A 12,807-nucleotide genomic window follows, 5' to 3' on the forward strand; every position below is an offset into this window, starting at 1 on the left:
ATGATGAAATTTTTTAATCCGGTTGTAATTACTGTGGTGCTCTTGCTTATGGTTGGTAAAACTTTTGGTCAGGCAGAGGTTTCCCTTTCCAGCCTGTTAAAAGAAATGACAGCCCGCAAGGCCAACACTTATTGGCCCGCTCAAAACTTTAGTACCCACCAGGCCAGTAGCTACGATAGGGCTTCGGTTGCGCCCGATAAAGCCGGTTGGTACGGCAATGCAGATTTTTCGCAGTACAAAGGTTCCATACAGAAAAACGGACGTACCGAACAGGTAATGCTTGATGTTGATGGACCCGGCGTACTGGTAAGATTTTGGCTTACTACCTTTAAACGTAATGGGGTGTTCAGGATTTATTTCGACAACCGGGATAGTGCAAGCCTGCAGATAGCGGGTTACGACCTGTTGAAAAGTGGATTGAACCTTGGCCCAGCTTTGTTAAACCCGCATTCATCTTACCAGCCTACAGAAAAAGGTGGCAGTACGCTTTATTTACCGTTGCCCTATGCAAAGCACTGTAGGGTTACCTGGGAAGAAAAAGACCTTAAAGATAAACAGCCTAGGTATTATCAGATTAATTACCGTACTTATTTGCCAAAAGTTAAGGTAAAAACATTCGATATTAAGCAGTTAGCTATTGCTACAAAACAGATAGCAACAACAGAACAGCAGTTGTGGAAGCCGCCAACCCAGCGGGCAAATAGCCAACGTATACTAAAGCAAACAATTTTGCCCGGTAAAACCGCTGTTATCCAAATGCCCAAAGGATCGTGGGCCATTGATTTGATGAAGCTCAAAATTGTAGCACAGCATGCGGCGGTTCAGGATCAGGTATTGCGTTCTACGCTGATCAAAATTGTTTTTGATGGCGTTCAGACGGTTTGGTGCCCGGTCGGCGATTTTTCGGGCAGTGGGGTAGGCGGCAAGCCGCTACAGAGCTGGTACCGAACCGTAAAAAGTGATGGCGATATAATAAGCCGATGGGTGATGCCCTATCAAAAAACAGCAGAGATTTCTTTTATCAATTTAAGCGATGCACCTCTTACCGTAGATTTAACAACTGAGCTGAATACTTACCAATGGACTGGCTCAAGCATGTATTTTCATGCCAGCTGGAAACAAAAAAGAAACGAGGCCATTTTTAAGTGGGATAGGCCACAGGCTGCCGAGCTTAATTTTATTACCATACAGGGAAAGGGTGTTTATTTGGGCAACAGTATGTCGGTATTTAACCATATGCATACCTGGTATGGAGAGGGCGATCAGAAAATATGGGTGGATGAGGATAAATTCCCTTCCGAATTTGGAACCGGAACTGAAGATTATTACAATACCTCTTGGGCACCGGTTGTACTGTATCAAACGCCTTTTGCCAATGCGCCCCGTGCCGATCATGAAGATTCGTACGGCTACAATACCTTTACCCGAACAAGAAACCTAGACCGAATTCCCTTCAAAAAGTTATTTAAAATGGATATGGAAATGCTGGGCTGGCAGAACGGAAGCGCCGATTTTGCGATAACCACCTATTGGTATGGCTTTGCCGGTGCAACCGACAATACAGCAGGAGTGGCAGAAGAAGCTAAAATTATTTTACCAAATTAAGCTGATAAAGGGCTTAGCAAACAGATTAATTATTATTATTGAAAGGATATGAAAACAACACTCAAAATGATGCTGGCCATCGGAGCCTTAATGCTTTTTTTTCAGGTTTCGCATGCGGCTGATGTGGTAATCAAAATCAATAAACGTTACCTCAACCTGCCCATTTCGCAGAAACAGGCCAGGGGAAATATGAAATTTGAAATAGCTGGTAAACAGGAACGTATTTTTAAAATCAGGCTGGCTAAAGATGAACCCGAATATTGGGTATTCTGCGATGTTAGCGCCTTAAAAGGGAAGACCATCAAAATCAGCTACGATGGTGATGGATCTGGCTTACAGAAAATTTATCAAAACGATGAGATAGAGGGGCACGAAATGATGTATAAGGAGAAAAACCGGCCTCAGTTTCACTTCACCACCAAAAGAGGTTGGATAAACGATCCAAATGGGCTTATTTTTTATGAAGGGGAATACCATCTTTTTTACCAACATAACCCATACGAAAGAGAATGGGAAAATATGTCGTGGGGGCATGCCGTGAGTAAAGATATGATCCATTGGGAGGAACTGCCAACGGCTTTAAGCCCGGATAATTTGGGTACAATGTTTTCGGGCTCTGCCGTAATTGATTACAACAATACCGCTGGTTTTAATAAAGGCAACACACCTGCAATGGTAGCTACCTATACCGCAAATACGGATGACAAACAGGTACAATGTGTAGCCTATAGTTTGGATAAGGGGCGCACATGGACCAAATACAGCAAAAACCCGGTTATCGATTCGAAAGCCAAATGGAACAGTGTTGATACCCGTGATCCCAGGGTTTTTTGGTACAAGCCAGGTAACCACTGGGTTTTGGTACTGAATGAAAGAGATGGACATTCTATTTATAACTCTAAAAATTTAAAAGACTGGACTTTTGAGAGCCATACCACCGGTTTTTGGGAATGCCCTGATCTGTTTGAACTGCCTGTTGATGGCGATAAAGCCAAAACCAAGTGGGTAATGTATGGTGCATCCAATACTTACATGATCGGCACATTCGACGGTAAAAAATTTACGCCCGAATCTGGTAAACATTATTACGTTACCGGAACCATTTACGCCGCACAAACTTTTACCAATATACCCGAAAGCGATGGGCGAAGGATACAGATTGGCTGGGCTAGGCTTAGCCACCCCGGAATGCCTTTTAACGGCATGATGCTACTACCAACTGAACTTAAGCTTAAAACGACTAAAAATGGTGTGCGTTTGATAAGCGAGCCGGTTAAAGAAACCAACCAACTGTTTGAGAGCGTGGGCGAATGGCAAGCCTTAAATGCAAAAGATGCGAACGAAAAGCTAAAACAATATAATGGTAGTGATAAGCTGCGGATTAAAACGACTTTGAAACTTTCGCATGCTACCAGTGCCGGTTTAAACCTTTTTGGACAGAAAATATTAGATTATGATATGAATTTTAACCTCGTAAATGGTGTTTTCTATTCGCCAGAAGACATGACCAGTATGGAAATCACTGCCGATGTTTATATCGACAGGACATCTATTGAGGTATTTATTGATGGTGGTGTCTATTCTTATTCAATGGAGAGAAGGCCTGATACACAGAACAAGGAAGGTTTTCATTTTTGGGGAACCAATATTGAGGTTGAAGAGCTAAAAGTTTATACCGTTAAGTCGATCTGGGAATAGGGAAAAATCCAAAGGTTATCTAAATAAGAGGCTGTATCATAAATTGTAGCATTTACAGTTTATGATACAGCCTTTTGTGCAGCATCCTAAAGCAATGCCCGGTCCAGGTGCACATAACCGCCATCTACGTGGATAAGCTGGCCTGTGGTGTGGCTCGATTTATCAGACAGTAAAAATACAGCCATGCTCGCAATTTCATCCACAGTGGTCATTCTGTTTTCAAATGGGATTTTATCAGTAATACTTTTGAGTTTCTGATCATGGTTTTCAAAAGAGCTGATCCATTTTGCATATAAAGGCGTCCAGGCTTCTGCAACAATAATTGCATTTACACGGATGCTGAAAGGAAGCAATTCTACCGCCCATTCGCGTGTAAGCGCATTTCGGGCGCCGTTTGCCGCTGCATAGCCAGAGGTACCGCCCTGTCCGGTTTCAGCTGTTTTGCTGCCAATGTTTAAGATGTTGCCTTTGCTCTGTTTTAATGCAGGCAGGGCATATTTGGCCAAAAGGTAATAATGCACCACATTTTTATGCAGCGATTCCATAAAGCCTTCGTAAGTTCCGCTTTCTAAACCAACACCATCGTTAACCCCAGCGTTGTTCACCAAGCCGTCAATCCTGTTGTATTTGGAAAGTACATCATCAATAATTGCTTTGCAGCTATTGGGGTTGGTTAGTTCTGCCGTAAAATAATCAGCCTGTAAACCTAAATCTTTTATCTCCTGAAACATTTTCAGGTTATCCCCTTCGTTACGCCCAATAATAATCGGAAAAGCATTTTCTATAGCTAAAGCTTTAACTATTGCTGAGCCAATACCTTTTGCACCACCACTTACCAATATTATTTTTCCGTCTAAATTTAAATTCATATTCGGGTATTCGTTTTTATGTAAGCACCGTGCTTTTTATTTAGTGCATGGACAGAGAGTTAGCTGAACCTTCCATCCATCTTCCATTTACCATCATCCATCCCAAATCATCCATCCCACATCTTCTAAAGGCTAACCCCTCTTTTCCACGGAATAAAATCATCCTGGTTCAGTTGTACCGCTTTAGGTATTTCTTCTCCACTGGCCGCTTTAATGCAGTATTCTAAAATATCTTCGCCCATTTCATTAATGGTTTTTTCGCCACTTATAACAGCGCCTGTATCAATGTCTATGATATCGCTCATGCGTGTAGCGAGAATGGAGTTGGTGGCCACTTTAATCGTAGGGCATACCGGGTTACCTGTTGGTGTACCTAAACCTGTTGTAAATAAAATTAAAGTAGCTCCGGCAGCAGCTTTTCCGGTAGTGGCCTCTACATCATTTCCTGGTGTACAAACCAAGCTTAAGCCGGGTTTTGTTGCAGGCTCGGTGTAATCGAGTACATCTACCACAGGAGAAGAACCTGCTTTGCGCGCAGCACCTGCCGATTTTATGGCATCGGTAATCAAACCATCTTTAATGTTACCAGGAGAAGGGTTCATGTAAAAGCCCGAGCCCACTTTATGCGCCAGATCGTCGTACTCCGTCATTAAGCGGATAAATTTCTCTGCCGTTGGGCGGTCAACCGATCGGTCAATCATTTCTTGTTCTACACCGCAAAGTTCGGGGAACTCGGCCGATAATACTTTTGCGCCCAAAGCCACCAATAAATCGGCGCAATAACCAACAGCAGGGTTGGCAGAAATTCCGCTAAAGCCATCGCTGCCACCGCATTTAACGCCCACGCATAATTTGCTCAAAGGTGCTGCTGAGCGTTCCTGTTTATTGATAAATATTAGTCCTTCAAAGGTGCTTCTTATGGCATATTGAATTAATTGTTCCTCACTCTGCGCTTTTTGTTGTTCAAAAATTAACAGCGGTTTATCAAAATCAGGATCTAGCGCGAAAAGATCCCGTTTAAAATCTTCAACCTGTAAATGCTGGCAGCCCAAACTTAAAACTGTAATACCGGCCACATTGGGGTGGTTGGCATAAGCGGCCAAGAGTTTGCTCAAGGTATCCGAATCCTGGCGTGTACCACCACAGCCACCGTTATGGGTAAGGAATTTTATTCCGTCTACATTTTTAAAGGTGCGGTTAGCCTTATCTACCTTAGGTTCAAAACTAATGTTATGGATGTTTTCTCCATTTTCAAAAGCCTGTACCAGTTTATGTGTGTACGATTTGTATTTGTCATCTACGGCATAACCCAGTTCGCTGTACAACGATTCTTTTATAATATCGAGGTTGCGGTTTTCGCAAAATACGGTAGGAATAAATAACCAATAATTTGCCGTTCCAACCGCGCCGTTTTTGCGGTGGTAACCCTTGAAATTGCGGTTGGCATATTTGTTTACATCGGGCGCTTCCCATTTAAAATTGCTGTTGCGGTAGGCAAAAGGTTCTGCTGCGTGCTTGGTGTTATCAACAGTCATGCGCATACCAGCCTTAACGTCAAACTGCACTTTCCCAACCAACACACCGTACATGGTTACCTCGCTACCGGCTTTCATATCCTGCATAAAAAATTTATGCTTGGCCGGAATTTCATCAATGGTGAGGTAGGTATTTCCTTCGTGTACGATGTTGGTGCCCTTAGGTAAATCCTGCAGGGCAACCAAAACATTATCAGCATGGTTAATTTGGATGACTAATTTCTTCATTGTTAATTTTATACTTCTAAACTTATTTCTTTCTCCGTATGATTGGGTTTCCATCCTTTCCAGCCGAAATAAAATACGACCAAAAAGCAGATGAACGGCACCAGGTAGCCGTATTGAATATTATGGGTGGCATCTGATATTATGCCGAGTACGGGCGGTAAAAAGGCCCCACCTACAATCGACATTACAATTAGCGATGAGCCTAACTTGGTATCTTTGCCTAAGCCAGCTATGCCTAACGAGAATATGGTTGGGAACATGATCGACATAAAAAAGGCTACGCCGATTAATGCATAAACGGTAACCATGCCGCTGGCAAAAATAGATACCAAGGTAAGTAGGGCACTGATTAAGGCATACAGCATCAATAGTTTGTGGGGAGCCACAAATTTCATAAAAAAGGTACCCGCAAACCTGCCTAGCATAAAGGCCAAACCAGCTGCGCCAGAATACCATGACGCTTGGTCTTGGGTAACACCCGCTGATGTAGTGATGAAACTGATAAACAAACTCAGCACACAAACCTGAGCACCCACGTAAAAAAATTGTCCAATAATAGCCCAACGCAAATGGCTGTGGCCCAATACATGGCTAAAGCTGCTTTTTTCGGTTGTACTTTCCTCTTCCTTAATATCAGGCAGTTTGGTGAAAACGAATAGGATGGCCACCACAATAATCAAGATACCCAAAATCAGGTAGGGCGCTTTTACCGTTGAGGCTTCCTGTAGTACATAGGCCTGTTTTTCTAACGGCAGCATTTTAGCCAATTGAGCATCGGTATATTTTACTTCGGTAAAAATGAACTTACCACCTAATATGGGAGCTAAAAAGGCCGCTAAACCATTAAAAGATTGCGAGAAATTTAAACGCTGCGTAGCCGTTTCGGGCGGCCCCAATACAGTAACATAAGGGTTGGCGGCAGTTTCTAAAAAGGTTAATCCGCAGGCAATGATAAAAAGGGCACCTAAAAAAAATACGTATTTAGCAGTATTGGCAGCCGGAATAAACAATAGGCAGCCAATGGCGAATAAAACAAGCCCTAAAATGATACCGCTTTTATAACCATACTTGCGCATGATGTAACCCGCAGGTAAGGCCAATAAAAAATAGGCGATAAAAACAGAAGAATCTACCAGGGTTGATTCGAAAACATTAAGCTGAAAAGCCTTGCGAAGGTGCGGGATCAAAACAGGATCGAGATTGTGCACAAAGCCCCAGAAAAAAAATAGGCTGGTTACCAAAATTAAAGGAAATAAGTACCCTTTGCCATTTTTTGGCGTATCAGATACCTGAAAGTTGGTTGATGTAATTTGGCTCATATTGTTTGGTTATAAATGGTTTAAGCAGATGCTAGTAAAATGATAAAAGTTAAACTTCTGGTGCGGTGAGCACCGATAACAAAAGATTGCATAACGTTGGCAGTTTTAGCAATGGCAACCTGTGGATAAAGCTGTTCGATATAACGGGGAATAAATAATCCTGCCTTCATAAATATGTTTTGGTTAGTTGCCGCTATACAAATTAAGTTGTTAGGTGCTAATTAAAATTTAACTTTATGATCTATTTATTAAATGATATTGTCTCAATTTCATACATTGCACAATATTACTGCATATTAGATTGATTTTTTTAAACTATGAAACCGCATTTACTTAATGTATCTACCAATTCGGTAGATTCTTTTAGCGCCCGGAGAGATGTGATGCCAGATATAAACAACCTGTGGCATTACCATTCTGCTTTGGAACTGATTTATATTAAAAAGGGCAGGGGAACGCAATTTATTGGCGATAGTATTAAAAATTTTAGTGATGGCGATGTAGTGCTTTTGGGAAGTAACCTACCGCATTACTGGCGCTTCGACCCTGAGTTTTTTTTAGAAAAAGGGAGTGAAACCGTTGATGTTTATGCCATTCATTTTAAAGAGGATTTTTTGGGCAAAGAGTTTATCGATCTTCCCGAAAATCAGGAAATAAAAAGGATTTTAACCCAATCGAAGCAGGGGATTAAGTTGCAGGGAAATGCAAAAGAGAAAATTGCAAGCCTGATGCCGCAGATTATTGAGGCAACCGGAACCATGCGGATTATAAAATTACTGGAAGTTTTAACAGAAATTGCCAACTGTAATGAAAAGAACATCTTGGTATCGCTAGGGTTTAAGCCAAACTTTTTGGAAAATGAAAAAGATAGGATCCAGGCCATTTACAATTACACCATCAGCAATTACAAAAATAAAATAGAGCTGAAAGAGATTGCTGCGGTGGCTAAAATCAGTCCTAACTCTTTTTGCAAGTTCTTTAAAACCAAAAGCAGAAAAACCTATACCCAGTTTTTGAACGAGATTAGGGTAGGGCAGGCCTGTAAATTGCTTATAGAGAACGATTTGACCGTTAAAGAAATCTGTTACGATTGCGGTTTTTATAATTTTACCAGTTTCCATAAATATTTTAGGGAAATAACCGGAAAAACGCCGCTAAAATACCAACAGGCTTTTTCTAAGCAATAAATTAACCTGCGCACAGATAAAATTGAAACTAATTTTTGATTTATAGGTTTATAGCTTAAGTTTGCATTTCTAACTGAATATTTTATGAGCAATCTTTCTAATCCGAAACCGGTAAAAAAAGCCGATGGGATGGACAATGAGCATAATAACTTTAATGAACCTTATCATCCCAAATCAAAACATAAGTTTGAAGGCTGGCCTATATTATGGATCCTAATTGTGATATTTTTAATTTCCGCAGTTTTATGGTATACGGGAGCCGCCCCTTATTTAATTAAGTGGATTGCAAACAAGTAAACAGAAATTTATTGGTGTAAATAATGGACGACCAAGCCTGGCCATGCTTTGCTATTGATTCTTTTTTGAAGAAACAGCTACACTATTTGATAAAGAATTTTGAAGAGGTTAATTTGGACGACGGGGAATAATCTAGTTTAGAATTTTTCATCATCGCTTGGAATCTGTTCTGCCGAAAAATAGCAATATAACATCGATCCAAAAGAAATAACATAGAAGGCTGCTGTGATTAAAAGGAATGTGCTCATAATATTGTTTGTTTGGTTAGTGTAATTATAACGTTAAGTTATCTTAAATTATATAGGGTGGAGCATTTATTTTAAAATAATTATTAACAAAATTTCGCGGACTGTTGAAAACTATTTATTTAGTTTTTAATTGTGCTGTTTTAATTGTAAATATTTGCTAATCAGGTAACTGCTTTTATTTATCTCGACTGGAATTTATCACGGTATTGGGTGGGAGTCATCCCAACTGCTTTTCTAAATACTTTTCTAAACGCTTTTGGGTCGTTGTAACCCGAATTGTAAATTACCTCTGTCATTTGCTGCGCAGTTTGTTCCAGTAATTTTTTTGCTGCCTCTACGCGGGTTTGCTGCAGGTATTCGATAGGGGTAATACCAATTACCTGTTTAAAGCGGCGTACAATGTTCCGCCTGCTGGATGGGATATCTTTGATCATTTCTTCAATGGTGGCCACATCCTGATAGCTGTTCTCTATTTTTTCCTGGGCCGAAGCTACAATATCGTCGTTGTGGTGACGGATAGGCTGAAAAGTACTAAAGTACAATTGGTTTACACGGTCCATATCAATGGCAAATATCTTGGCTACCTTAACGGCCATCTCTTTCCCGCAGTGAAGCTGTAAAAGGTGCAACAACAGGTGGAAGGTAGATGTAGCACCGCCACTGGTAAACAGTTTTCCATCCTGCGTTACCGTTTTGTCGGCTTTTAAATGTACCTGTGGAAATGCCGTAGAGAAGGCCGCGCAGGCATCAACATGCGTAGTTGCTACTTTTCCATTTAATAATCCCGATGCGGCAAGTAAAAATGCCCCTGTACAAAATGTGGCAATTTCTGCTCCGGCCCTATGCTGTTTATTTAACCAGGGCAGGTAACTTTTATTCACCGCTAGGCAGGCTTTAATATCACTGGTAGCAAAAGATGGAACCAGTATCAGATCGAGTATTGCTGTTTTCTGTAGGTTTATAGAAGGATGCCCGCTAAAATCATATTGCTGATCATCAAGTGTAATTAAGCTAATCGCAAATGGGGTTTCCAATCCATCGGTACGGTAAAAACCATTTACAGTATCAAACACGTCTAAAATAGCGGCTATACTCAGCAATCTGAAGTTTTTGGGTATTAATACACCTACTTGTATCATCTGGTTAAAATTTAGGTATTCCAATAAAGGAAATACAAGATATAAAAAATGTCTGAAATGCCCCTCAAGTTTGACTTTTACGGCAAGGGTACCGGGCTTTAGAAAACCTTAACTTTATGTAAATGTATCAACCTAATATAAAACGATATGAAAACCAAACCAAATAGCAGCAGGATGTACGGCATCATGGTACTGTACGAAATGCAGACTGATTTTTTGTTGAGGGCCTTGGATGGCATAGCCGAAGAAGATGCGCAGAAGAGATTGGATACCAAAGCAAACCACATCGCCTGGATTACCGGAAGTGTAGTACATGGGCGCTATTTTCTGGCCAAATCTTTCGGTATCGACCTTAAATCAACCACGGGAGAACTTTTTGCGGACAATAAAGGTATCGTAGATGATGCCACCTATCCATCGCTGGCCGAATTTAGAGAGGACTGGGCGCAGATTTCACCACTATTGGAAGAAGCATTAACGCAGGCCTCGGATGATAAACTGGAAGAAAAATTAACGATGCCGGGAATGGAAATTACCTTGTTCGAAATGATCAGCTTTACCAGCTACCGTGAAGCCAACTGCATTGGCCAGATTGCGCTATGGCGTAGGTTATTGGATTATCCTGGAATGAATTATATGTAAATTATGGAAAAAGTGATTAAAGAGGCCACAGATTCTCTATCTACACTCGAACAGCTATTGATGGAATTTGATCCGCAACAGATTAATGAAGTGCCTTTTGCGGGGAGCTGGACTGCTGGGCAACTGGCACAGCACCTGGTGATGGCAAATTCGGGCTTTTTGCAGGTAATTAATGGGCCGGTATCAGAAACCAGCCGTCCGGCCGATATCAATGTAGAAAAGATTAAGCATGATTTCTTAAATTTCCAGATAAAGTTCGATTCGCCCAAAGAAATTTATCCTGAAGATAAGCCATACGATCAGTCGGCTCTGTTGGCAAACCTGAAGCATATCAGCAATGCGATGGCGGTTTCGGTGGCAGGACTTGATTTAACCAAAACATGCACTTCTTTTGAACTGCCGGTTTATGGTTTCTTAACCCGATTGGAGGCTATTTATTTCGTGATCTATCATACACAGCGGCATAACTACCAGTTAAAAAATATCTTCACTAAATTAAATCAGGCAGATTTTAATTAAATTTATGAGAAACGAAAAGTTGGCACTGTTACATCCATATATCGGCACATGGAAAACGGAAGGATTGACCAGAGCTGGAGATATAATTAGCGGAACAGATTGTTATGAGTGGGTAGCTGGTGGTTTCTTTTTAACCCATAAGGTAAATGTATTGTTTGGTAAAAAGCAGATACAATCATTAGAAATTACCCACTACGATGATATGGAGGATGTTTTTAGGTCGCAATCGTTCGATAATGCAGGCAATATTTCTATTTCTACACTGAAAATCTATGACGACATTATTTTAATATTCGCCGATACAGAAAGATTTAAAGGAAATTTTAAAGCCAATACCATTGAAGGGCTTTGGGAGCAGTTTGATGGTAAAAACTGGCAGGCATGGATGGATATCAAATTAACCAGAATAAGCGATGGCCAATAAAGAAAGTTTGCCCACTATAAATCAGGTGAACGCCTATATGGAAAAACTCGATCACCCATATAAGTGCGAAATAGAAAGTTTAAGGAACATTATTTTGAATGCCAATACTAAACTGCAAGAAAGGATAAAGTGGAATGCGCCAAGCTATTATTATGTGAAAGATTTAGCCGCATTTAACCTCCGTGCAAAAGGATACGTGCAGCTCATTTTTATTTTTTACGATGGGAACATGATCGAAGATGCTTCATTACTGCAGGGTACCTGGAAAGATAGAAGAGAGGCGCGGTTTTATAGTTTAGCTGATATTGCATCAAAAAAAACTGCACTGGAGCAATTTATCAATAACTGGGTAGCGCTTATGGGCTAGGGGTGGGAAGGCGGTGAGCGTTAGGGCTAAATTAACCAATTAAACAGTTAACCGATTAACCTAACGAGTCAATAACCATTAAGAAATTAAGAACATTAAGATTTGACGGATATTCTGGACACTATTAACCATGACCCATTAACCATCAACGATCAGTCAATTAACCAATTAACCAAGGGCCGGGCGTTTGGCCTCAATTAACCAATTTAAACAGTTAACCGATTAACCTAACGAGTCAATAACCATTAAGAAATTAAGAACATTAAGATTTGACGGACATTCTGGGATGCTATCAACCATGAGCCATTAACCATCAACGATCAGTCAATTAACCAATTAACCAAGGGCTTGGCGTTTGGCCTCAATTAACCATTTTAAACAGTTAACCGATTAACCTAGCGAGTCAATAACCATTAAGAAATTAAGAACATTAAGATTTGACGGATATTCTGGGATGCTATCAACTATGAGCCATTAACCATCAACCATCAGTCAATTAACCAATTAACCAAGGGCCGGGCGTTTGGCCTCAATTAACCAATTTAAACAGTTAACCGATTAACCTAGCGAGTCAATAACCATTAAGACATTAAGAACATTAAGATTTGACGGACATTCTGGGACGCTATCAACCATGAGCCATTAACCATCAGTCAATTAACCAATTTAAACAGTTAACCGATTAACCTAACGAGTCAATAACCATTAAGAACATTAAGATTTGAAGGAC

At 40.6% G+C, this 12,807-nt stretch carries 13 protein-coding genes; 8 read left to right on the forward strand and 5 right to left on the reverse strand.

Annotation, left to right across the window (positions count from 1 at the left end; translation table 11 throughout):
• Together ACS5PU_RS23785 and ACS5PU_RS23790 are read left to right on the forward strand one after the other, a co-directional pair.
• Complete coding sequence (locus ACS5PU_RS23785) at nt 1–1,605, forward strand: glycoside hydrolase family 172 protein (RefSeq protein ID WP_439461654.1); 1,605 nt, start codon at nt 1–3, stop codon at nt 1,603–1,605.
• A gap of 48 nt (nt 1,606–1,653) precedes the next feature.
• The gene (locus ACS5PU_RS23790) at nt 1,654–3,303 is read left to right on the forward strand and encodes a 2,6-beta-D-fructofuranosidase (protein ID WP_439461655.1); all 1,650 of its coding nucleotides are present in this window, start codon (nt 1,654–1,656) and stop codon (nt 3,301–3,303) included.
• Nucleotides 3,304–3,389: 86 nt separating this feature from the next.
• Here the strand turns inward: ACS5PU_RS23790 and ACS5PU_RS23795 are convergent, their stop codons facing one another.
• From ACS5PU_RS23795 to ACS5PU_RS23810, 4 genes are all read right to left on the reverse strand, one after another.
• The gene (locus ACS5PU_RS23795) at nt 3,390–4,172 is read right to left on the reverse strand and encodes an SDR family oxidoreductase (RefSeq protein ID WP_439461656.1); all 783 of its coding nucleotides are present in this window, start codon (nt 4,170–4,172) and stop codon (nt 3,390–3,392) included.
• A gap of 125 nt (nt 4,173–4,297) precedes the next feature.
• Entirely contained in the window at nt 4,298–5,935 is a 1,638-nt protein-coding gene (locus ACS5PU_RS23800) for a UxaA family hydrolase (RefSeq protein WP_439461657.1), read from the reverse strand.
• An 8-nt stretch (nt 5,936–5,943) separates the two neighbouring features.
• Nucleotides 5,944–7,254: an L-fucose:H+ symporter permease gene (fucP, locus tag ACS5PU_RS23805; protein ID WP_439461658.1), complete on the reverse strand. Its 1,311-nt coding sequence runs from the start codon at nt 7,252–7,254 to the stop codon at nt 5,944–5,946.
• Between the two features lie 20 nt (nt 7,255–7,274).
• The gene (locus ACS5PU_RS23810) at nt 7,275–7,424 is read right to left on the reverse strand and encodes a hypothetical protein (protein WP_439461659.1); all 150 of its coding nucleotides are present in this window, start codon (nt 7,422–7,424) and stop codon (nt 7,275–7,277) included.
• A gap of 147 nt (nt 7,425–7,571) precedes the next feature.
• Between ACS5PU_RS23810 and ACS5PU_RS23815 the strand changes: the two genes are divergently transcribed.
• Both ACS5PU_RS23815 and ACS5PU_RS23820 read left to right on the forward strand, forming a co-directional pair.
• Nucleotides 7,572–8,441, forward strand: a complete 870-nt coding sequence (locus ACS5PU_RS23815) for an AraC family transcriptional regulator (RefSeq protein WP_439461660.1) — start codon at nt 7,572–7,574, stop codon at nt 8,439–8,441.
• Nucleotides 8,442–8,525: 84 nt separating this feature from the next.
• Nucleotides 8,526–8,738, forward strand: coding sequence for a hypothetical protein (locus ACS5PU_RS23820; protein ID WP_439461661.1), 213 nt, complete (start codon nt 8,526–8,528; stop codon nt 8,736–8,738).
• 427 nt (nt 8,739–9,165) lie between these two features.
• On the opposite strand, the gene ACS5PU_RS23825 is transcribed toward ACS5PU_RS23820, so the two are convergent.
• On the reverse strand, nt 9,166–10,125 hold the full coding sequence (locus ACS5PU_RS23825; protein ID WP_439461662.1) for a GlxA family transcriptional regulator: 960 nt from the start codon (nt 10,123–10,125) through the stop codon (nt 9,166–9,168).
• Nucleotides 10,126–10,272: 147 nt separating this feature from the next.
• Here ACS5PU_RS23825 and ACS5PU_RS23830 point away from each other — a divergent pair, with 147 nt between their 5' ends.
• From ACS5PU_RS23830 to ACS5PU_RS23845, 4 genes are read left to right on the forward strand one after another with little or no spacing between them, the layout of a single operon-like run.
• Nucleotides 10,273–10,767 (forward strand): DinB family protein, encoded by a 495-nt coding sequence (locus ACS5PU_RS23830; protein ID WP_439461663.1) that lies wholly within the window; start codon nt 10,273–10,275, stop codon nt 10,765–10,767.
• Nucleotides 10,768–10,770: 3 nt separating this feature from the next.
• Nucleotides 10,771–11,286: a DinB family protein gene (locus ACS5PU_RS23835; RefSeq protein WP_439461664.1), complete on the forward strand. Its 516-nt coding sequence runs from the start codon at nt 10,771–10,773 to the stop codon at nt 11,284–11,286.
• A 4-nt stretch (nt 11,287–11,290) separates the two neighbouring features.
• Entirely contained in the window at nt 11,291–11,710 is a 420-nt protein-coding gene (locus tag ACS5PU_RS23840; protein ID WP_439461665.1) for a hypothetical protein, read from the forward strand.
• Entirely contained in the window at nt 11,700–12,077 is a 378-nt protein-coding gene (locus ACS5PU_RS23845; RefSeq protein ID WP_439461666.1) for a DUF1801 domain-containing protein, read from the forward strand. Before ACS5PU_RS23840 ends, ACS5PU_RS23845 begins: the two co-directional genes overlap by 11 nt.
• The last annotated feature ends 730 nt before the right edge of the window (nt 12,078–12,807 follow it).

The sequence above is a fragment of the Pedobacter sp. GSP4 genome (genome assembly GCF_051857575.1).
Classification (GTDB): domain Bacteria; phylum Bacteroidota; class Bacteroidia; order Sphingobacteriales; family Sphingobacteriaceae; genus Pedobacter.